This is a genomic window from Moraxella sp. 179-F 1C4 NHS (assembly GCF_045370505.1).
Taxonomy (GTDB): Bacteria; Pseudomonadota; Gammaproteobacteria; order Pseudomonadales; family Moraxellaceae; genus Faucicola; species Faucicola tetraodonis.
Genome location: NZ_JBIQEC010000011.1, coordinates 57,538 through 79,932, shown reverse-complemented (window position 1 = coordinate 79,932; position 22,395 = coordinate 57,538). Strand labels below are relative to the sequence as shown.

Annotated in this window: 14 protein-coding genes and 1 pseudogene; 8 read left to right on the top strand and 7 right to left on the bottom strand. The window is 45.1% G+C overall.

Annotated features, from left to right (window positions below):
- The first annotated feature begins 88 nt into the window (after window positions 1-88).
- A complete protein-coding gene (locus tag ACH0AB_RS07000; protein WP_007117206.1) occupies window positions 89-406 on the top strand; it encodes an integration host factor subunit alpha in 318 nt (105 codons plus the stop codon).
- Window positions 407-551: 145 nt separating this feature from the next.
- On the opposite strand, the gene ACH0AB_RS06995 is transcribed toward ACH0AB_RS07000, so the two are convergent.
- The 7 genes from ACH0AB_RS06995 to ACH0AB_RS06965 all read right to left on the bottom strand — a co-directional run bounded on the left by ACH0AB_RS06995 (window position 552) and on the right by ACH0AB_RS06965 (window position 10,687).
- Window positions 552-1,529, bottom strand: coding sequence for a MetQ/NlpA family ABC transporter substrate-binding protein (locus ACH0AB_RS06995; RefSeq protein WP_406877707.1), 978 nt, complete (start codon window positions 1,527-1,529; stop codon window positions 552-554).
- Window positions 1,530-1,691: 162 nt separating this feature from the next.
- Window positions 1,692-2,381 carry a methionine ABC transporter permease gene (locus ACH0AB_RS06990; protein WP_007115396.1) on the bottom strand — a complete coding sequence of 230 codons (690 nt, stop codon included), beginning with the start codon at window positions 2,379-2,381 and terminating at the stop codon, window positions 1,692-1,694.
- A gap of 67 nt (window positions 2,382-2,448) precedes the next feature.
- Window positions 2,449-3,186, bottom strand: a complete 738-nt coding sequence (locus ACH0AB_RS06985) for a methionine ABC transporter ATP-binding protein (RefSeq protein ID WP_050324973.1) — start codon at window positions 3,184-3,186, stop codon at window positions 2,449-2,451.
- Between the two features lie 169 nt (window positions 3,187-3,355).
- A complete protein-coding gene (locus tag ACH0AB_RS06980) occupies window positions 3,356-4,960 on the bottom strand; it encodes a sensor histidine kinase (protein ID WP_406877706.1) in 1,605 nt (534 codons plus the stop codon).
- Between the two features lie 169 nt (window positions 4,961-5,129).
- On the bottom strand, window positions 5,130-5,867 hold the full coding sequence (locus tag ACH0AB_RS06975; RefSeq protein ID WP_007115400.1) for a response regulator transcription factor: 738 nt from the start codon (window positions 5,865-5,867) through the stop codon (window positions 5,130-5,132).
- 310 nt (window positions 5,868-6,177) lie between these two features.
- Window positions 6,178-9,360 (bottom strand): efflux RND transporter permease subunit, encoded by a 3,183-nt coding sequence (locus ACH0AB_RS06970; protein WP_406877705.1) that lies wholly within the window; start codon window positions 9,358-9,360, stop codon window positions 6,178-6,180.
- 79 nt (window positions 9,361-9,439) lie between these two features.
- The gene (locus ACH0AB_RS06965; protein ID WP_406877704.1) at window positions 9,440-10,687 is read right to left on the bottom strand and encodes an efflux RND transporter periplasmic adaptor subunit; all 1,248 of its coding nucleotides are present in this window, start codon (window positions 10,685-10,687) and stop codon (window positions 9,440-9,442) included.
- A 490-nt stretch (window positions 10,688-11,177) separates the two neighbouring features.
- On the opposite strand from ACH0AB_RS06965, the gene pilG reads away from it, so the two are divergent.
- The 7 genes and pseudogenes from pilG (at window position 11,178) to ACH0AB_RS06930 (ending at window position 22,376) form a co-directional block, all read left to right on the top strand.
- Window positions 11,178-11,564, top strand: a complete 387-nt coding sequence (pilG, locus tag ACH0AB_RS06960) for a twitching motility response regulator PilG (protein ID WP_050324978.1) — start codon at window positions 11,178-11,180, stop codon at window positions 11,562-11,564.
- Window positions 11,565-11,810: 246 nt separating this feature from the next.
- Window positions 11,811-12,173 (top strand): response regulator, encoded by a 363-nt coding sequence (locus ACH0AB_RS06955; protein ID WP_050324979.1) that lies wholly within the window; start codon window positions 11,811-11,813, stop codon window positions 12,171-12,173.
- 5 nt (window positions 12,174-12,178) lie between these two features.
- Entirely contained in the window at window positions 12,179-12,715 is a 537-nt protein-coding gene (locus tag ACH0AB_RS06950) for a chemotaxis protein CheW (RefSeq protein ID WP_065254123.1), read from the top strand.
- Window positions 12,716-13,134: 419 nt separating this feature from the next.
- Window positions 13,135-14,169, top strand: a pseudogene (locus ACH0AB_RS06945) (methyl-accepting chemotaxis protein); the annotation flags it as partial.
- Window positions 14,170-14,265: 96 nt separating this feature from the next.
- A complete protein-coding gene (locus tag ACH0AB_RS06940) occupies window positions 14,266-14,484 on the top strand; it encodes a hypothetical protein (protein WP_309597125.1) in 219 nt (72 codons plus the stop codon).
- Window positions 14,485-14,740: 256 nt separating this feature from the next.
- Complete coding sequence (locus ACH0AB_RS06935) at window positions 14,741-21,469, top strand: Hpt domain-containing protein (RefSeq protein ID WP_406877702.1); 6,729 nt, start codon at window positions 14,741-14,743, stop codon at window positions 21,467-21,469.
- Window positions 21,426-22,376: a chemotaxis protein CheB gene (locus tag ACH0AB_RS06930; RefSeq protein ID WP_406877701.1), complete on the top strand. Its 951-nt coding sequence runs from the start codon at window positions 21,426-21,428 to the stop codon at window positions 22,374-22,376. Before ACH0AB_RS06935 ends, ACH0AB_RS06930 begins: the two co-directional genes overlap by 44 nt.
- The last annotated feature ends 19 nt before the right edge of the window (window positions 22,377-22,395 follow it).

Below are 22,395 nucleotides of genomic sequence, written 5' to 3'. Positions count from 1 at the left end.
TTTTTCTTTGATTTTAAAGTAAAAATAACTATCGACTGTATTTACTAGAATCGCTAGAATAGGAACATTTAGTAGGGTGGGTATGATAATGAATATGCAAGTTGAAGGAAAAACCTTAACCAAATTAGAAATGATCAATCATTTGATGGAAAATTTGGGCATGACGCGCCAAGACAGCCGCGCATTTGTGGAGAATTTTTTTTCAGAGTTGTCGGAGACGTTGACCAAAGGTCACCAAGTCAAGCTATCGGGGTTTGGTAACTTTGAGATTAAGGATAAAAGCCAACGTCCAGGTCGCAACCCAAAGACTGGCGAGATGGTTCATGTCACAGCGCGCCGCGTTGTTACCTTTAAAGCGGGGCAAAAAATGCGTCGCAGTATTGAAGATAAACTGTTCACAGAATAACGCGCTTTATTATTTTAGATTGTTTCCAGTTAATTTAGACGTTTTAAAATCTGTCACCGCATTTTGACCATAAAACATTCGAACCATAAAATTTAACCATAAAAAAAAGAAGCTTAATGCTTCTTTTTTTATGCCAATTATGCCATTATTTGGCAGCAGAGGCGGTTGCACTGGCAGCGGCTGGTGTCGCAGGGTTTTCACCCCAAATCGCTGGGTATTTATAACCTGGGAAAGTTTTGTGGGCGTATTGTTTAAATTCTTCTGAATTATACGCATTGGTCACGTCTTTTACCCATTGTGTGTCTTTGTCTTTGGTGCGAATCGCTGACCAGTTGACATACGCATAGCTGGGTTCTTGGAACAGCGCTTCAGTCAATTTAATACCTGAGCTGGTCGCATAGTTACCGTTGATGACTGCAAAGTCAACGTCAGAACGCGCACGTGGTAATTGTGCAGCTTCTAGCTCTACCAATTTGATATTTTTTGGGTTTTCTGCGATATCACTTTTTGATGCAGTCAGTGGATCGATATTAGCTTTAAGTTTTACCCAGCCTAGTTCGTTGAGCATCACCAGCGCGCGTGCAAAGTTGCTTGGATCGTTCGGTGCAGCCACGGTGGTACCGTCTTTGACTTGTTTTAGATCGTTTAATTTACCAGGATAGATGCCAAGCGGTGCTGTAGGCACTTGGAAGGCTTCAACGATATCTAGGTTGTTGTCTTTTTTGAAAGTATCAAGATAAGGTTTGTGTTGGAACACGTTGATATCAATATCGCCATCGGCTAAGGCTTTATTTGGGCGCACATAATCAGAGAATTCAACCAGTCTGACTTTATAGCCTTGTTTTTCTAACTGCGGTTTGACAGAGTTTTTGACCATGTCACCAAAGTCGCCCACGGTAGTACCAATCACAATTTCAGATTTATTCGGGTCTATACCTGTACTTGCCGCTGCCGTGGTCGTTGTTGAGCTTGCGGTAGTCGTGGTCGTAGTTGTGGTGGTGCTGGCTTGTGCTGTGGTTTCGGTTTTGCTTTCTGGTTTGCTACAACCGACTAGGGCAATCCCTGCCACCCCTACGGTTGCTAGCAGCTGCGCGATGTGGCTTGATAAATGCGTTAATTTCATACCTTCCTCCAAAAATGAAAAAATAAACGGACAAAACAATCAGCTTACCTTAACACACTCATAAAAAAAATGTTATTGAGAGTTAACCTATGGATATGAAATTTTTTCATAATTCCTAGAAAAACCATCAATAACAATTTTTTAAACCCCCACCGTCTAAAATTAACGTTTATCCAGACGGTGCGCCAAAATATTACCAACCGATTGGATGATAATCACCATTACCACCAATAGAATCACCATAAAAATCATCACATCATTTTGGTAGCGGTTATAACCATAGCGAATCGCCAAGTCACCGAGACCGCCACCCCCAATCATACCCGCTGCCGCACTGTAAGAGAGTAAACTAATCATCAAGGTAGTGATACTTAAAATCAAACTTGAGCGTGACTCGACCAATAGCACGTTACGAATAATTGTCCCTGTACTTGCACCCATCGATAACGCCGCTTCGATGATACCTTTTGGCACATCACGCAGATTTTGCTCAACGAGCCTAGCAAAGTAGAAGATACCGGCGACACTCAAAGCAAGCGATGCCGCGATTGGGCCAATGGTGGTACCGACAATGAGGCGAGTGACAGGAATAATCACAATCATCAAAATCACAAACGGAAAAGCACGCATAATGTTGGTAAAGTTGCCAAGTCCTGCATACAGCGATTTGTTGTCGGCGAGCTGATTTTTACTGGTCAAAAAGAGCGCAACGCCGAGCAATGTACCAAAGATGACTGACGCAACCGTTGAGATACCCACCATAATCAGTGTTTCCCAAAACGCTTGCCAAATTTCTGCCTTCATCCCCAAAAGATTATCAACCGCGCTTTGCCAAGTTAATGTGTTTGCCATGAAATTACCCAACGATTCAATTTAAAACTTAAAAAATTATCCAGCCATCGACGATGTTTGTGCGCCATTAATCATCACTAATCAGCAGCTGCCCAATCGGCGTGGTGGCATGAATTTGCCCCGAATGTACGTCAGCGACTTCCAGCAATTTGCCTTTATCAAGCAGAGCGACGCGGTTACACAGCTTGCGAATCACAGACATTTCATGGGTCACAATCACGATAGTGACGTTAAACTTGTCATTAATATCCTTGAGACAGGCTAACACCGATTTTGTTGTCGCAGGGTCGAGCGCCGAGGTGGGCTCATCGGCGAGCATTACATGAGGCTTGGGTGCTAACGCCCGTGCGATACCTGCCCGCTGTTTTTGACCGCCAGAGAGCTGGGCGGGATAGTGGTTGGCGCGATTGACCAAATCGACAATTTCAAGGCATTCCATCACCCGCGGCATGATGGCTGCTTTTTCCCAACCGGCAATTTCTAGGGCAAAGGCAATATTTTGTGCCACCGTGCGATTTGCCATCAGATTAAACTGCTGAAAAATCATCCCGATGTTTTGACGGGCATGGCGCAAATCGTGGGTGGATAGCGAAGTCAGCTCCTTGCCATCGATGGTGACAGTGCCGCTATCTGGGCGTTCAAGTAAATTAATCAAGCGTAGCAAAGTAGATTTGCCTGCGCCAGAATAACCCATCAAGCCAAAAATCTCGCCTTGTTGGATTGTGAGCGATGTCGGCTCTACCGCGGTAAACCAGTTGCCATCTTGGGTTTGGAAGCGTTTGGTAACGTTATCAATGGTAATCATGATAATAAAAAATTTTGCAGTGGCTAAAAGAAGGTAATTTTAGCACAGCTCGTCGTCAGCGTTTAGTCGCTTTAACGAATAAATAAATGCCGAATGGTATGTTTAATTAAATAATAGAAGAGAAAACCGAAAAAAATTGTGACAAAACTATAGGCAGAGATAAAAGCGGTTACGATTGGGTGATAGGTAATGTGACCAAAAAGCGGGTATGACCATGCACTGTGTCGGTGATAATACTACCGCCATGGGCTTTGACAATCTGCGCGACCAAAGATAGCCCGAGACCTGAACCTTTTTTCTCTTGTTGTAACCGTACAAATGGGCTAAAAATATCGGTGCGTTTGTCTTCAGGAATGCCTGTACCTTGGTCGATAACCGCAATACACACCTGATGAAATTCTGGCAGGTGCACAACGTCAGATTTTTTACGGGAAAAAATAGACGATTTATTTTTTTGTTTGTTAGCCAGTTTGCTCGAAGTTGCCTCGCTATCTGCTGTGTCCGTTGCGGCGGGACTATTTGTCGATGACATTTCAGGGTCAACGGTGATGTCATCGCCGTTTGTGGGGTCACTGGTGGTATCTTTTATAGAGACGGGCAAAGCCACTTTATCTTTTTGAGTATCGGTATCTTTTGTACTCTCTTGCATCGCTGGTGGGGCATCAATTGCCAGTTGATTACCCGCATCATCAATGGCATACAGCTGTACACTCACAGGTGGGACGCCATGAAGATGGGCATTGTCGAGCAAATTACGCACGAGGTGGGTGAGAAGTTTGGCTTGTCCTTGGATGATAATATGACCACCTGCAAAGCTAGCTTGTGGGTAGTGCTGAATCTCGTTTTTAATTAACTCATATAAATCGACGTCTTCTACTTTTTCTATCGCATGACCGGCATCCATACGACTGACGAGCAAAATACTTTCCACCAAATCATTAAGACCCGTTAAATCACGGTTGATGGCATCAGCACGTTTTTGTACTTTATCTTGTATCGTTTTGTCAAACTGACTTGCCAGCATCGTCATCATTTCAACTTGTAGACGAATACGGGTAATCGGTGTACGAATCTCATGTGAGGCATGGGCTAACAGCAGTTTATTGGCATTCATCAAGGTTTCGATACGTTCGGCGGTTTGGTTAAAACCACGTGCCAAAATGGTAATTTCATCATTGCCTACAGGCGTGACACGGGCAGAGAAATCGCCATCACCCAGTTGGGTGATTTGCCGACTTAGCTGATTAATACGCCATGTCATGGTGCGCGCAATCATCCATAACATGCCCGACATGATGAGCAGCAGTAGCAAGGTGCCTGTCAATAAATTAATCGCGGGCGAAATCGCACGGCGGTTACTAAGTTTTGATTGGTATAATAGCACATAACCTGATTGGCTATTAACTTGAATTTCGGTCGGGTGTTTTGGATCATCTCTAGGAAATAGAGATAAAAAAAATGGCGGGTTTGGCGGTAAGGTGGCAGGCAGCCCACGCATAATCATAATCGCTTCGCCACTTTTGCCATCGTATAGACCAAATTTGGCGTTGAGTGAATCGCTATAGATATTAAAACTACGCCGTACGAGGGCAAGTAGATAGCGGGTTTCGAGATTTTTTTGTTGGTTTTGTGCCGTGCGCAGCTCAACTAGTAACGGGTCTAGCTGCTGGGTAACTTGGCTGGCAATAACTTGGTGGCGGGTATTGGCAGAAGTATCGTGTACCAAGTGGCTTAAAACTACCATTGCCCCAGCAAAAATGACCAATGCCAGCATAACGCTGGCAAATAACTTGCTAAATACACTGTTAAATTTTATGCCGCTCAATCGCACACAGAATCCAAAAATCGTGGGTCATCATAGGCTATTATAGTAGCTTTGCTAGCGTAAATAACCAAAGATGATGACCTTTTGCGTGTTAAATTTGTCAACTAAGCTTACACTGTTACACTTGGTCAGTGGCAAACTGATAGCCGACACCGCGCACCGTGATAATGCGTTTTGGCTGGCGAGGATTGTCTTCAATCAGCGCGCGCAGACGTGAAATATGCACATCAATGGCACGGTCAATATTATCACTGCTGTCATCGTTTGGCATCGCATGCCACAGCTGTTCACGGCTCAGTACTTTACCTGAGTGGGTAGCAAAGTAATGCAATAATTGAAACTGGTGGGTGGTCAAACGCACCGGCTCATCATCAATCGTCACTTCATGGCTATCTGGATAAACCTTTAAGCGACCAAATACTAAGTTATCTTCTTTTTGCTGATGGAGCGGCAGGTCGTGACGGCGCATGACCGCACGGATACGCGCCAATAGTTCACGCGGTTCAAATGGTTTTGAGACATAATCATCCGCGCCCATCTCAAGACCCAGTACACGGTCAGTGGTATCACCTTTGGCGGTGAGCATGATAATCGCCGTTTGCGCCAGACGGCTATCTTTGTGCTGACGAATACGTTGACACACTTGCATGCCATCCATATCAGGCAACATCAAATCTAAAATCACCAAATCAATGGATTTGGCAGGGTTAAATAGCGTCTCTAACCCTTCTGTCGCGGTTGGGGCATGCTGAACTTCATAGTAGTTCATGCCCAAATATTCGCTAATTAACTCGGCTAAATCTGGATCATCCTCAATTAATAGTACGGTTTTAGTACCACTATTATTATCTTCCATCACCAACTCCAAAAAATCTCTAAAAATAAATCAGTTGTTATTATTGCTTTTGCTCATCAAAGCTAGGCTTCTATCTTTAATCAAGAACCTATTATCGTAAAGTAAGATACTATTATCATAAAGCAAGAGAGTGCCAATATGATAGTGTCTTATACAGATTTATAAAACTTCTTAGCTGCCAATCATACAGCTATCAATCATACAGCTATCAATCACACAGCCCAATTAATGCATAGCCCAATTTAAAATTGTACTGGGCTACTCATTCTTAAGTTTCTTTACACTGTATAAAATTGTAATGAATTATTGCTTAAAGTGAGTTGTGGCGCTCTATCGCAGGGGTTTTTGCTTTCTTTTTAGCAAATAACCGAAAAAACCGCTGTTTGCCATCATCTAAATAGGTATAAATCACAGGCACCACAATCAAGGTCAATAAGGTTGAAGTAATCACCCCGCCAATAATAGCGTGTGCCATCGGTGCTTGTTGCTCCGACCCTTCACCAATGCCCAGTGCCAGCGGTATCATCCCCATCACCATGGCAGCGGTAGTCATCAAAATTGGGCGCAGGCGCGTTTGACCCGCGAGCATAATAGCTTCATTTCGGCTCAAACCGTTTGATAAAGATTCTTTAATAAAATCAATGAGCAAAATCGCATTTTTACATACCAATCCCATTAACATGATAATGCCGATGATAGAAAACATATTAAGACTAGAGCCGAATAAAAATAACGCAAAGAACACCCCAATTAGCGATAACGGCAGCGATGCCATAATCGCCACAGGGTATAAAAAGCTATTAAACTGTGACCCTAACAACATATAAATAAACACAATTGCCAGTCCAAGTGTGGTTGTTGCGTAGCCAATGGATTCGGCCATGTCCTTGTTAGAGCCTTGTACCGCAAAGCTGTAACCAGGTGGCAGTTTCATTTCGTTTTGGATTTTTGTGATATCCGCGCCGATATCACCTGCCGGTCTGCCGTCTGTGTTGGCTTGGACTACCACCTCACGAAACAGCGAACGGCGGTTGATTTGCGGTGCACCCAAGGTTTCACTAAAATTCGCCACTTGCGATAGCGGCACTAGCACTGGCTGACCATTTTGATCCATACGGCTTGATGACAAGTACATGGATTGTAGTTGAGAGATGGTCTGGCGGTTGTCATCATTTAGGCGCACGTTGACATCGATATTGTTGCCATTGTCATCTTTAAAGGTGCTCACATTGTCACCGGCTAGCAGCGGGCGTAATGCTTGTCCGATTTGCCCAATCGACAGACCGGCATCATTTGCTGCTTCTCGATTAATGCTGACATTGACCATTGATTTGGGCTGTTTAAGCGTGCTTTCCAAATCTACCAAGCCATTGACGTTTGAAAGTTTTTGCATAAACTCATTGGATAAACGTTGCAGCTCAGTTAGGTCATTGCCTTTGATGGATATCATAATCGGCTTAAGACCACCGCTGACTGCCATGGCAGCGGCTGCCACTGAGGTGACTTTGATACCGCCAACCTGCTGCAATTGCTCACGCATGGCACGGTTTAAGGCATCTAGTCCGCGCGTGCGCTCATCTTTAGGTACTAATGATACATTCACTTGTACCCGATTGTTACCGCTATAGGACATGGCATTAACCGTGGCATAAGTATTGGTAACTTCAGGAAAACTTTGTAATACCGCGTTGACTTGTGCTGCTTTTTGCTGGGTATAGTCAATATTGGCGTTGACAGGCGTTTCAAATTTGACTTTGATTTCATTCATATCCGCTTGCGGGACAAATTCTTTGCCCACCAACCCCACGGCAAAAAATGCGGCAACCAGTGAGCCAATTGCAATAAGCACAGTTATCAAACGATGGCGTAAACTCCACGCAAGAATATGGCTGTATAGATTGGTCAACCGATCTAACAGCCGCTGAAAACCCGCTAATAGCCAAGCAATTGGTCGTTTGCGAAACGATACCCGCCCATTGAGTCGGTCATGTTGGTGCGCGGCATCTGGGTCTGGCCAAATCGAAGACAACATCGGGTCAAGCGTGAAGCTAACGAATAACGACAGCAATACAGCGGTAGAAACGGTCACACCAAACTGATAAAAAAAGCGTCCGATAATCCCGCCCATAAAAGCCACGGGTAAAAATACCGCCACAATCACCAGCGTCGTCGCTAGCACAGCAAGCCCGATTTCTTGGGTGCCATCAAGCGCCGCTTGGCGGTGATGTTTGCCCATACCCACATGGCGCACAATATTTTCCCGCACCACAATCGCATCATCAATCAGCAGTCCGATACATAATGCCAGCGCCAGTAGGGTCATCATGTTGATGGAAAAACCAAACGTCCAAATCGCCGCTAAAGTACCGAGCAGCGAAATGGGTAGCGTCAATCCTGTGATAATGGTCGAACGCCACGACCCTAAGAACAACCAAACAATAAACACCGCCAATATCGCTCCTTCAATCAAGGTGCGCACCACATTATTTAACGAGCCGCGAATACTTTTTGAGCTATCAGCCACCACCGTCATGGTGACACCTGGGGGTAGGGTCGATTGGATTTCTGCCAGACGCTGCTGGGTTTTATCAACCACATCAATCACATTGGCATCCGACATTTTGATAATATCCATTGCCACCGCAGGTTGACCATTTTGTAGCGACGCTGACTCAGCCTCGGCTTGCCCATCAATGACTTCGGCAACTTGCGATAAGTACACAGGCACGATAGCACCCGTACTTGAGCGATTTTGGGCGACAATGATTTGGTTAAACTCATTGGGTGTTTTGACCAACCCGTTGACTTGAATCACCATTTCTTGGTTTTGATTGTTGATGGTACCGACAGGTAATTCGACGTTCTCTGAGCGTAGTGCATTGCTAATTTGATTGACTGAGACTTTATAGGCATTCATTTGGGTGGGATTGAGCAGCACACGGATTTGACGCTGCCGACCCCCCAATATATCAACACGACCCACACCTGTGACTGTTTGTAGCTGTTTTTTGACCGTGTTGTCTAAGTAAGTGGATAACTCCCGAAGCGACATTTTGTCAGAGCGAAACGTGACGGACACCACAGGCGCATCGGCAGGATTGTACTGCGCAACGATAGGCGTGGTGACTTCATCCCGAAAGGTGGGGGTCACCAGTGCCAATTTATCACGCACGTTTTGCGCGGCAACATCAGACGGGATATTTAAATCAAACTGCACGATAACTTGTGACAAGCCTTGTTGGGTGACGGAGGTCACTTCTTTGACACCGGCGATGGTATTGACTTGGTCTTCAATTTTTTTGGTAATGTCGGTTTCGATGACTTCAGGCGAAGCACCACTATAAACGGTATTGACCACCACAAAAGGGAATTCAATATTAGGAAATTCCTCAACTTTCATGCGAAATGTTGCCAGCAATCCAATGACCATCAGCGCGAGCATGATCATGGCAGCAAACACAGGATTGTTGATACTGACGCGGGTGAGCCACATAGCAAATTCCTAATACCAAAATTTTTAACAATAAAATTTTTAACAATATTGAATGATTGAATGAAACACTATCAGTAAGCTATTTGAGCACGACTTTTTTACCCACATCATTGGCATTAAGATTTGCCACAATCACCGTGGTGTTAGCCTCGATGCCAGCAATTAAATACTGACTGGTATCGTCAAGATGTTTGAGTACCTTAATAGGCTGTTTGGTAATCACATTGTCTTTACTGACCACCAAAATCGTGCCTGTTTCTAAGGTTGGACTTGTGGCGGCTTGGTCGCTGGATTTATTGGCTGCGCCTTTAGCCGTATTTTTGGCGTTAGAATCCAAGGCTTTTGACTCAAGCATTACCGCTGACATAGGCACCAATACCCCAACTTGTGCAATCCCATAATTAAGCTTGCCTGTCGCATACATGCCCGGGCGAAGTCCACGATTACGCTGAGAAGGCTTAACCGCGATATAAATCGTCAGCTGGCGAGTGGCGGCATCGACTTGGGGCGAAATGCGGCTAATTTGTCCGATGTACTGATTGGTTTGATTACTAATAGTAAAAGGCACTTGTTGCCCAAGTTGTAGCTGTGTTTGTGCTTCGCTAGGGACATTGGCGGCAAACTCAAGTTTATTGGGGTCAATGATTTCCATCAAGGCTTGGTTTTGCGTGACTACCTGTCCGACATTGACGCTGCGGCTGCTGACAATCCCCGTGGTAGGGGCATAAATCGTGGTATCACCAAACATTTTTTGTGCACTACTTAATTGGGCTTGTTTGGCTTTGATGGCTTCACGCTGGGCAATGCTGTCTGCCACACTACGCTCATACTCTATTTGTGAGACAAAGCCTTGCTCGAGCAAAATTTTGTTGCGCTCAGCAAGTTTATTGGCGACGATGGCCTGTGCTTGGGCGGCAGCAACATCGGCTTGCGCTTGAGCGAGTTGGTTTTTACTATCACTGATATCAAGTCGCACCAGTGGCTCACCTTTTGCCACCGTTTTACCCACATCAGCGAGCACTTGCTGCACTTGCGCATTTACGGTTGATTGCACCACTGTGTGGTCTGAAGGCTGCAGTGTCCCTGTCACGGTGACACTCGGTTCAAATCGGTCTGCTTTGGCAGTGATGACATCAGCGGCTAATAGCTGAATTTCGTTATTGGCGATTTGCGTGGTGGCTGACGCGGTGGTGATTTGGGTCTTTTGGGTTGACAACGGGCTTTTGCTATCGTTTTGCTGTTTTTGGCAACCGCTCAAACTAATAACAGCGCTAGCCACGGCTAGGCTTAATGGTAGAACTTTGGTGATAAACTTCGATGTTATCATGAATGAGACGTCCTCAGCGCAAACAATCAACTTAAAAAAATATAAAACGATGTAGAAATAGCCAGTGCAATAAACTTTTCTAAGCTTATCTCAAGATGTGTCACTAGCATCATGGAATCCGTGTATATTAACATGGGTGTATGGGCAATCTACAAAGCAGTCAATAGATCAAACCTGAATCATCATAGGATGTTAAAAATGAACGGTAAGTGCATCGATTTAAGCATACTTTGCAGCAAAAAAGTATGGTAGTATTTTAAAAATATCACCATACAGTTGGTTTGTAACTATACTGTGTGAAATATTTGTTATATCTTATAAAAATTATTTAGAATAGCTTTGTTTAATTGTCAAAAATTGTACCAGTTGCTTTTGAGGGTTGAGGCATTCATTTGATAGTTGCCCCAACGCCTATAACTTAAAGTTTTGAGCAATCGCTATAGGACAATGGGTAGCAAAATCTTAGCGAAACAACCATTAGGAAAATATTATGGATGCAAATTTTGAAGGCCTAAAAGTCATGATTATTGACGATTCAAAAACCATTCGTCGTACCGCAGAGACGTTACTTGCCAAAGCAGGCTGTGAGGTGACTACTGCCGTTGATGGCTTTGATGCGTTGGCAAAAATTGCGGATACCAACCCAGATTTGATTTTTGTCGATATCATGATGCCACGCCTCGACGGTTATCAGACTTGTTCACTAATCAAAAACAACGCAGATTTTGCTGCCACGCCCGTGATTATGCTGTCATCAAAAGATGGCTTGTTTGATAAAGCGCGCGGTCGTATCGTCGGCTCAGATGAGTACTTGACCAAACCATTTAGTAAAGAAGAGCTATTTGATACCATTGAACGTCATCGTCCTGCGTCTTAATACGCTGTGCTTATTCATACGCTGGGTTGAAGCTAAACAACATGCCATTGCTTGCAACTGTTGTTAACCCCTAAAGTCTGCAATCACTCGATATGACTGAAATATAAGCCCAGATTGCAACCTAGCTAGGCGTAGATTTGGGATGCGTGTTTAGTTTAACCGTTATGCTGTTGGGGTTTTATTCCCACCGACATACAAAACAGTAAAATATTAATGCAATCAATAATTAGGTAAAAGGGTAAGTGTATGGCCAAAATCTTAGTAGTTGATGATTCACCATCAGAAATGGCAAAATTTCGAGATATTTTGACTCGTCATCAGCACGAAGTCATTGAAGCGCATACAGGCGAGGATGGAATTCAAAAAGCCAATGAGTTTTTCCCCGATGTGATTTTGATGGATGTGGTCATGCCAGAGATGAACGGCTTCCAAGCAACCCGCAAACTTACCCGTGACCCAAAAACCAGTCATATCCCTGTTATCATCATCAGTACTAAAAATCAAGAAGCTGACCGCGTCTGGGGCAAGCGCCAAGGCGCACGGGATTATCTCAGCAAGCCGATTACAGAAGAAGCCTTAATCACTGTAATCTGCGCCGTGATGGAGTAGGTTTCGTGTCCTCAAACGGCTTTATCGAGCTTTTACGACTCGCTAACCGCGGTATCAAACGACAAAAAGGTACCCACTTTGACCAAAGAAATCAGTGGCTAGGGGTCGCGTTTTCGCTCGGTGGTCACCACTTGGTAGCCCCACTCGGTGATGTGGCTGAGGTACTATCTTTGCCTGCCTATACCTCGGTGCCTTTGTCAAAACCTTGGCTGCTAGGGATTGCCAATGTTCGGGGACGGTTATTACCGATTACCAATTTGTCAAACTTCTTAGGTTTACATCCATCAGGTTTAAATTACCAATCAGGCAATCAAAAGATTTTGGTGATTGATCAACCCAAGCTGTTTAGTGGCTTACAAGTTGATGAGGTATTGGGTATCCAAACCTTTAGTCGTGGGCAATATCAGCCTATCGAGATGCCGAACGATTCGCCGCTCGCGCAGTATACGCATGGTCGTTTTAGACAAAACGAGCAGATTTGGTATGTGTTTATGCCAAGCTTATTGGCGCAAGACACGCGTTATTTAGAAGCAGCGTTATAACCTAATTTTCTAACTCATTAAAACAATTGAGGGTTTACCATATCATGGATACTAAAACTTCGACCCTAAGTACCAATACCAACTCCCCTGTCGCGGTCGGGCCTGGCAAGAGTAATTATCGTTTGAATAGAGGGGGCTCAACCAACTGGATTATTTGGGCAAGTATCTGTGGTGGTGTTGCTAGTTTGGCATTTATTTATCGACTCTACCAATTGCTGATTTTGGTACGTCAACAGAATAGTGTTGCCCATAATTTTTTGACGATTTGGTTGCCCTCTATTTTGATTGTATTAGGCGTCATTGGGGCGATTTACTTTTTGACCCGCCAGATTAGTGCCAAAACCCATCGCGAAATGGTAGAAGGTGAGCGTGAAACGCTGCGTCAGCGTCATGAGATGGAGGTTGAATCTGAACGTGCCCGCAGAATCCAAGAAGAAAACGAACGTAACCAAATGGCGATTTTGCGTTTGCTTGATGAGTTAGGTGACTTGGCGGAAGGTGACTTGACCGTGAACGCAACGGTATCAGAAGACTTTACAGGTGCGATTGCAGACTCGGTCAACTTTGCAATTGACCAATTGCGTCAACTGGTTTCTGCGATTAACGTCACCGCAGAGCGAGTCGCTCGAGCCTCTGACCAAACCCAGGCAACGGCAGTTGAACTAGCCCAAGCCTCTGAAAGCCAAGCGCAAGAGATTGCGGGAGCCTCTGCAGCGATTAATGAGATGGCGGTGTCTATTGACCAAGTATCTTCAAATGCCGCCGAATCTGCTGCGGTTGCGGACCGTTCGGTTGCGATTGCCTATAACGGGGCAGAAGTGGTACAACGTACCATCGATGGTATGAATACCATTCGTGACCAGATTCAAGAAACCTCAAAACGTATTAAGCGCCTCGGTGAATCATCGCAAGAGATTGGCGATATCGTTGGACTGATTAATGACATTGCTGACCAAACCAACATCCTGGCGTTGAATGCAGCAATTCAGGCATCGATGGCGGGTGAAGCAGGTCGTGGTTTTGCGGTTGTTGCTGACGAGGTACAGCGCCTAGCAGAACGTTCAGCCACAGCGACCAAACAGATTGAAACACTGGTTAAAACCATTCAGGCAGATACGAACGAAGCCGTGATGTCGATGGAATCAACCACCGCAGAAGTTGTACGCGGTGCAAAACTTGCAAAAGACGCGGGTGAGGCGCTTGAAGAAGTACAAACTGTATCTAATAACTTGGCATCATTGATTCAGAGTATCTCGAATGCGGCGCGTCTGCAGGCAGCCTCAGCGGGACATATTTCAAACACCATGAACATCATTCAAGATATTACCTCGCAAACCACATCAGGTACCATGGCAACCGCTCGTTCAATCGGTCAGCTTAATGAAATGGCGGCAGCGCTGCAAGAATCAGTATCGGGCTTTAAATTGCCAGATGATGCTTTAGCACATGCTTAATGGGTAATGATTGATGGCTAATTAGGCTTAGTACTCAACAGTTAGAAAAGTAAGGGGTGGTTTTAACCACCTTTCTTTTTATGCGTGTTAGCTCTTATGTGTGTTAGATCAGGGGTTGCACGCTGTGGTTTTAATCACTACCTTAAAGACGTTGGCAGGGATAAATTTTCGCTAATCCCTACAAAAAAATCACAATGGCAGTTCTTTAGCAAAAATTTGGTAGATGCGCAGCAACCGATGCCTTTAGAGGCAGGTCAATGCCAACTGGTTGCCCGCAACAATGTGTTAATTGATGATTTTTGGCAATTTGAGTAGCGCGATATCGTGCGTTATTTAGCCCGTTATTTGATTGCAAAACGGTTGTCCTAGATTGGCTCAAAGCATTGGCAAATATCGCAGCGCGAATGGGTGAACATTATAACTTATAAAAGGTATCAACCTGAGTTGACGCCAGACAGCGGGTAAGTTATTTTAAGTGATATAAGAAATTAATAAACGACTGCGTTACAGCTACCTTAAAATCGATAAAAATCGTCATCGTTTTTGACAGTCGTTGTCCTAGGAATATGGTATGAGTAAACAACGTAATTTGATCGCCTTAGACTGGTTGATGCCTGTTTTAAAAGACGTATTTGGTGAGCTTAACCAGTTGCTACAACGACATGACGCGCAGCCAGCGTGGCAGTTAATCGGTCAACATTTGCACCAAATCACCGGTGCGCTCGCGCTTGCCAACCAGCCTGCCTTATCAAAACTGGCGAAAACGCTTGATAAAACCACTATCGCCATTCAGCAAGAGACTTTATCCCCGCAGTATTTTAGTCAAATCAGCCATGCGGTGAGATTGCTACAATTTGACATTGAACAAGTACAAGCTAAACAGCAGATTCATACCGATTGGGTCAATGACCGAATCGCTTATTTTGAGCAGCTGCTTGGCATAGCATCAACTTATGAGCCCATCCCACCTGTCACAGACAATGCTTTATTATTTTTAAGCCAATTAGCCACGCCAGACATCAAACACCCATGGGACAGTGCCCAAGCCGATGAGTTACTCAAAGTTTGGCGTTATACCAGTTTGCAACTACTACAAAACGCGACCAACGACAGCAAACATTTAGATGCACTGACCAAGGTTGCTGGCTATTTATCCCAAGCTGCCATCTACCCTGCTTGGCGTCAATTTTGGCAGTTGGTCGCAGTGTGGTGCAATAATCTAACCCTCAATGAGCAGCCTGCACCAACCGCTTATGCTTCGCTATTAAATAGTCTGTCATTGGTGCTGACGCATGATTTGACTCTTACCCCTGATATTACCGTGTCTCGTTTGGGGGTTGATGTGTTATTAGCGCTCAATGCGTTAACCCACAAATCGCATGATGCTAAAGCCCTGCTATCAAGCTTGGATATCAATAGTAGTGACACGCTTGATAATTTATTTAGTCAAGTATTAGAAAAACTTGAAAAAATTATTTATCAAGTGCATGAGCCGCTCACCATTTTGCCGCTGCTTGAATCGGTCAAAAACAGTTTGGCAAATCGCGGTTGGGTGTTTTATGAAAACCAAATGGCGCAAATTATCGATGACGTGCGCTTGATGACGCAAGATACTTTTATGGCGTCATCACTCAGTTGGCAGGTAGAACGCCAGCTGCAAGATGTTCATAGCCAGTTGTTGTCAACGGTTGAAATCCTTGATAGCCAAATTGGCTTAAAGCATTTTGCCTATGCCAGCAATCCGCAAAATGAAGCGGTGCGCCAAACGCGCGTGCATATTGAACATATCAAACAGTCGTTTAATCAATATATCCAAACCCGTGATTTAAATAAATTAACTGTCAATGACGAATTGATTGCCACTATTCAATTTTTTGGGGCATTAGGATTAACACGTCCCAAAGAATTGGTCGAGCAAATTCGCTTATTATTTAGCCGTATGCATAAAAATTCGGTACAGGTATTAAGCGCGGAAGCCAGTGATGCCATCGCCGACATGCTTGCCCGCTTTGAGCTATTTTTGGATTATTTATCCAATCAGTCTGTCAATGAAGAATTTCTGGATCAAACCCAAACTCAGCTTAACCGCGCCAATTTATTGCTTAATGGCTTAATCGAAATGCCATTAACCGCCGCCGAAGTGATAGCGCCAACCAAGCACTTTGGCAGTGATACAGTGATTTACGATGATGGAGGCGAATATATTGCCAGTGATATGAAAGCACCAACACAAGTGCTAGCTACGGCTTCAGAAGCGCCTATCAAGCAAACAACTATGACGCAAACGAATGGCGTGCAAGAATCGCAAGCGCTAGCGGCTGCGAGGCAAGCCCTCAAAGCTGATGATTACAGTATGGATGAAGATATTCGAGATATTTTCATTGAAGAGGCGCAAGAAGTCCTCGCTGAGTTGGGTGAGCAAATTCCCGTATGGGAAGTGGACACTCGTGAATTAGTCGCGCTCAAAGATATCCGCCGAGGTTTTCATACCTTAAAAGGCTCAGGTCGTATGGTGGGCGCTCATCAAATTGGTGAGATGTGTTGGGCAGTAGAAAACATGCTCAACCGTGTGCTAGATGGTACTTTAGCGGTTAGTGATGCGTTAGTGGGCTTTATCAAAGATACCCATCGCAAACTGCCGATATTGGTTGAAGATTTTCTGCAGCAGCGGGCGCCAAGTATCGACCCTGCGGTTACCGTGTTGCAAGCGACGAATCTATTACAGCAGCAGCCGATTAACACAGGTCTGCCAGAAACCAATGGCTTAGGTAGCTTTGTACCAGTCAGTGCTAGTGTGGCTAAAGACAGTGACAATGGGGCTCAAGGCAGTGAGGTTGCGAGTGACACTGCGCCATCAACCACAGCCTTACCTGAGGTAGTGGCTCGCGAATATGAGCAGCTAACGACGGTCACAGATGCGGTCAGCGATGCCGATATTCAAGAAATTTATATCGAAGAAGCCAATGAAGTGATTGAGACGATTGCCCCGCTTAACGCAGCTTGGCAAGCCAAGCCCGATGATTTTGATACCTTAAAAGAAATCCGCCGAGGCTTTCATACCTTAAAAGGCTCAGGTCGTATGGTTGGCGCCAATCAGCTAGGGGAGCTTGCTTGGTCGATTGAAAACATGCTCAATCGCGTGCTTGATCATACCATAGCGGTTGATGAGGGGGTTTCACACCTAGTTGCTGATGTCATTGACGCATTTGCTGGACTCATCACGATTTTTGCCCAAAATCGTACAGACTATCCAGCGGTGATTAAACTGTGGCAAGCTGTCGCTAATAGCTATGCCAAAAAACATGGCGACAGCTTTAGCTACCCTCAAGTCTTGTCCGCCTTTATGGGGCAGGGGGCCGCCTCGCCGAGTGCGTCACACACAGATGCGGCACTCTCGTCTGGTCACGCCACCGCACAAACGCAAGCGCTACAGGATGTCAGTGGCATTAGTGACATCAGTAGTGAAATGGATGTCGCTGATGACGTATTTATTGAAGAAGCAGACGAGTTATTGGTCAATATTGATAACTTTATCACCCAGCATTTGGGTGAGCCTGCAACGCATGTGCCTGATGCCATATTACGCGCATTTCATACCTTGCGTGGTGGGGCAGCCCTGATTGAACTTAACAATGTCTATCACTTAAGCGCAGCGGTAGAAAAAGTATTGGGCGACTTATTACATAATGAAATGCCACTGACGGCTCGCCAGTTATTGACCCTGCAAGAGGCTAAAGACCTGCTACAAACCTACATTGATGAGCATAAAATCCATCATGATGTGACGGTTGTAGAAGATAACACTGACATTGTTGCCGACTTGGTTGAGCGTCTAACCGATGCCAATGCTGAGCCTCATGAAAGCAGCAAACTGACAGTCAAAGACCTGATGGCGCTTGGGATTGATGACTTACTCGATGCCGATCAGCAAGCGCAAGCTAAGTTTGCTGGCGAGAATGAACAAGTGATTGCCTATGCCCAGCAGCTTGAACAACAAGCGTCAAGGCTTGCGCAGGCGACTGACGGTTTGAGCTATTTTATCATTCCAAGCACCCTACAGTTTGCCTATAAAAAACTCGCTGATTATCCGCAATTTGCCAAAAATGAAGCCATTTATGATGCCTTAATGGGCGTACACAACCAGCTCATCAATATGTTTGACGCCATTGCAGCAGGCCTGCGCGTCAATATCGATGAAGAGGCGATTGAAACCTTAAGAAAATTATTGGCAAAAAATCAGTACCAAGCCGAGATGGATGCTATCGAGTACCAACCAGTTGCTACAGATGATGAACTATTGCAAATTTTCTTGGATGAAGTGCAAACCATTCAGCCCGACGTGCAAAATTACTACGACCAATGGCTCAATAACCTTAGCAATTTAGCGGTCACCAAAGAACTAGCTAATTATATGCACATGTTAAAAGGGGGTGCAGAGCTACTCGGGGTAACGAGTATTGCCGAGATGGCGCTACGTGGTGAGCAAGTGTATGATGCCATTGATAAAGGTATTTTAGCGAGTGATGCCGATACCGCTTCATTGGTGCAAAAGCTGCATGAAACCATTGCCTCGCAGCTCAAGCAAGTTCGACAATTTAGTCGCTCTTTTGAAGCCACAGATTTTGCCCACCAAATTGATGAGGTTATCGCTGGTACAGTGCAAAGTCGAGACTTGGTATTTGCAGTGCCGATGATTGTTGAAGCCAATCCTGAAGAGTTGATGGAGCAAAAACAACTTGCCCAAGAGGGTGATAGCGCGATTGCAAAAAATGACCCACTCTACATCGAAGAAATTATTAATAACTTTGAAGGGCGTCGTTTAGAGACTTGGAAAGGTCAAGAGCCTGACGAAGATATCTTAAAAATTTATCTTGAAGAAGCCAAAGAACTGATCGATAGCAGCAGCCAGCATCTACAAGAATTCCGTAGTAATAACAGTGATCTTGCAGCCTTACAAGCCTTGCAACGTGAATTGCACACCATCAAAGGTGGCGCAAGAATGGTCGGAGCTGAAGGGATTGCCACGTTGGCTCACGAAATGGAAACCATCTACGAAGAGCTAGGCAGCCGCCGCAAACCTGCGACGCGTATGATTGGCAACCTATTGGCCGTGTGTCATGACTGGTTAGCAAATGCGATTTATGTATTAGAGAATAAATTTAACCCACAAACGCCTGTGGCGTTGGTTGCTGCGCTGCAACAATTCTCGCGAAAACCTGATAGCTTAAAAGAAATCCCCAATGCTAACCTAGCCAGCCAAATTGAGCAAATTGATATCTATCGCAGTAGTTTGGGACAAAACACGTTAGAAGTCAAACAGCGCGACCTAAGCGTCATGCCGCTGATGACGGGTAACTTTGAATCTGAGCAAGATCAATCGAGCCTTCATGCTGAGACACTTAGGATTTCTGCAAGTGCTATGGAGCGCATGATTAACCTATCAGGTGAGTCCGCGATTAACCGCTCGCGAATCGAGATGGGTATATCAAGTCTATCGAACAATATCGAAGAGATGGGCGCAACTGTACAGCGTCTAGCAGATCAGCTACGCCGTATGGAAACAGAGCTTGAGATTCAAATCTTGTCACAAATTGGTGATGAGCATGCGTTAGAAAGTGACTTTGACCCGTTAGAGATGGACCAATATTCATCGCTCAACCAATTGTCAAAATCGCTCTCAGAATCGGCATCGGACTTGTTAGACATCAAAACGACCATGCTCGATAAAACCCGTGAAACCGAAAACTTGCTACTGCAGTTATCACGCACCCAGTCCGATTTGCAAGAAGGGTTGATGGACTCACGTACTGTGCCATTCTCGCGTATCACGCCACGGCTGCAACGGGTCGTCCGTCAAATAGCAACCGAACTGGGTAAATCTGTTGAACTGCGAATCCTAAACGATGAAGGTGAAATTGACCGTAATATCCTTGAGCGTATTACCTCGCCGCTTGAGCATATGCTACGTAACGCCGTTGACCATGGTATTGAAAAATCGCAAGAACGTATTGAAAGTGGTAAATCAAGAACAGGCTTAATCACGCTTGAAGTGCTGCGTGAAGGCGGTGAAATCGTTATCAACTTAACCGATGATGGACGCGGTATTAATGTCAATGCCGTACGCGAAAAAGCGATTGAGCAAGGCTTGATTTCTGCCAAAGATACCAGTCTAAAGACACTGGATATCATGCAATATATCTTTAACGCGGGTCTATCCACCGCCAAATCCGTATCACAAATCTCGGGTCGTGGTGTCGGTATGGACGTGGTACAAAGCGAAGTCAAGCAGCTGGGTGGTGTAGTAACCGTCGACTCTGAGCCTGGCAGAGGCTCACGCTTTACCATGCGTCTACCATTGACAGTTGCGGTGTCTGATGCCTTGATGGTGAGGGCAGGGGATAAATACTTTGCTGTACCATTGGTGCAAATTGAACGTGTGATGCGGGTCAATATCGATGCGATTGCTAACTTTTATACCACGAATGCCGATACTATCAATATCGATGGACAAGCCTATCGTTTGCGCTATCTTAATCAGATTTTGTACGGCAGTGACCCGGTGGATGCACTAGCGCACCAGTCAAGCAGTGTGCCAGTGATTATTATTCGTACTGACTTAGGTCAGCGCATGGCGCTACAAGTGGATATGATTGCAGGCTCTCGTATTGAAGTGGTCGTCAAACCGCTCGGTCGTCAGCTCTCCCATATCGATGGAATTTCTTCTGCCACCATCATGGGTGATGGTTCGGTCATGCTCATTCTTGACTTGGTGGCATTGATGCGTAATGTCAGCAACATTACCAAAGTCGAGCTGCAAAAAGCCAATAAAGCGGCCAAACGAGCGCACAAACCGCTGGTATTGATTGTGGATGACTCAGTAACCGTGCGCAAAGTCACCTCGCGCTTACTAGAACGTCACGGCTATGATGCCCAAGTGGCAACAGATGGTATTGATGCGCTAGAAAAACTGCAAGAAATGCTACCTGAAGTCATTGTATTGGATATTGAGATGCCTCGTATGGACGGCTTTGAAGTCGCCAACCATATTCGCCATAATTCACGGCTCCAGCATATTCCTATTGTCATGATTACATCGCGTACCGGTGAAAAACACCGTGAACGCGCGTTTGATATCGGGGTGAATGAATACATGGGTAAACCATTCCAAGAACAAATGCTGTTAGACACGTTAGCGCGCTTTACTCAACAAGCAAAACTGACTAATCCGACTGGCCAGGTAAAGGATACAATCATTCATGCTGTCAAAGTACCCACCGCTGCGATTTTTTATCGTTGCTGAGGAAAATCAGCAACGGCTCGCCTTTAGCGATACCATTCGTTCTTGGGGATTTGAAATCGTGGCATGCTTGGCAGCGTCACAGTTGTTCGAAAAACATTTTCAGCAAAAAGTGGATGTGTGGCTAATCGATACCCCAGACGATTGCGCAGTCATTCAAAATGTTGAAAAACAACAGAATGTCAATTTGACTAAGGTTGTGCTACTGGGCTTTGTCACTGCGCCTTATATCAATGAAAGTCTGTTATATGCCAAATGGCAACGCCAACTCAAGCGAAAAATTGCCAGCATACTAGAACGTAGCGATTTGTTAGAGCACTATGATGCTGCCAAGAGCGAAATCAAACCGTGGAAATATGTGGTGTTGCTCGCAGCCTCGATGGGCGGACCACTGGCGATTAAGGAATTTTTAGATAATTTGCCCGAATATTTACCAGTGGCACTGTTACTAGCGCAGCACTTTAACCAAAATACGCTAAACACCTTGCCAAGAATTTTAAATCGTCACAATGAGTGGCGCTGTGACATAGTGACCAATACCCAGCAATTATTGACAGGACGTTGTTTGATTTTACCGATTGAACACAGCGTGGTGTGTGATTCCAATGGACGGGTAATTTTGCAGCGTAAACCTTGGCAAGGCAGTTACAAACCGCCAATCAGTGACGTCATGCGTAACTGCAGTGAAGCGTTTGGCAATAATTTAATCACTATTGTGTTCTCTGGTATGGGCAATGATGGCAGTGATGTGGCAGCGACGGTCAAAAAAAATGGCAGCATTATTTGGGCGCAATCCCCTGACAGTAGCACCTGCGCGAGCCAGCCACAAAGCATGATTGAAAGCAACCAAGTCACTTTTGTTGGCACCCCTAAGCAGTTAGCTCAGCAGCTAATCGCCTTGTGTGGCTAAATACCGCAGGCTAGCAGCG

Coding starts and splice junctions, on each gene's coding strand:
- ACH0AB_RS06985 (WP_050324973.1), bottom strand. CDS start 3,186: ATGATTACCATTGATAACGTTACCAAACGCTTCCAAACCCAAGATGGC.
- ACH0AB_RS06955 (WP_050324979.1), top strand. CDS start 11,811: ATGGCCAAAATCTTAGTAGTTGATGATTCACCATCAGAAATGGCAAAA.
- ACH0AB_RS06965 (WP_406877704.1), bottom strand. CDS start 10,687: ATGATAACATCGAAGTTTATCACCAAAGTTCTACCATTAAGCCTAGCC.
- ACH0AB_RS06935 (WP_406877702.1), top strand. CDS start 14,741: ATGAGTAAACAACGTAATTTGATCGCCTTAGACTGGTTGATGCCTGTT.
- ACH0AB_RS06930 (WP_406877701.1), top strand. CDS start 21,426: ATGCTGTCAAAGTACCCACCGCTGCGATTTTTTATCGTTGCTGAGGAA.
- ACH0AB_RS06970 (WP_406877705.1), bottom strand. CDS start 9,360: ATGTGGCTCACCCGCGTCAGTATCAACAATCCTGTGTTTGCTGCCATG.
- ACH0AB_RS06940 (WP_309597125.1), top strand. CDS start 14,266: ATGTGTGTTAGATCAGGGGTTGCACGCTGTGGTTTTAATCACTACCTT.
- ACH0AB_RS06990 (WP_007115396.1), bottom strand. CDS start 2,381: ATGGCAAACACATTAACTTGGCAAAGCGCGGTTGATAATCTTTTGGGG.
- ACH0AB_RS06980 (WP_406877706.1), bottom strand. CDS start 4,960: ATGCTGGCATTGGTCATTTTTGCTGGGGCAATGGTAGTTTTAAGCCAC.
- ACH0AB_RS06995 (WP_406877707.1), bottom strand. CDS start 1,529: ATGAAATTAACGCATTTATCAAGCCACATCGCGCAGCTGCTAGCAACC.
- pilG (WP_050324978.1), top strand. CDS start 11,178: ATGGATGCAAATTTTGAAGGCCTAAAAGTCATGATTATTGACGATTCA.
- ACH0AB_RS06975 (WP_007115400.1), bottom strand. CDS start 5,867: ATGGAAGATAATAATAGTGGTACTAAAACCGTACTATTAATTGAGGAT.
- ACH0AB_RS07000 (WP_007117206.1), top strand. CDS start 89: ATGAATATGCAAGTTGAAGGAAAAACCTTAACCAAATTAGAAATGATC.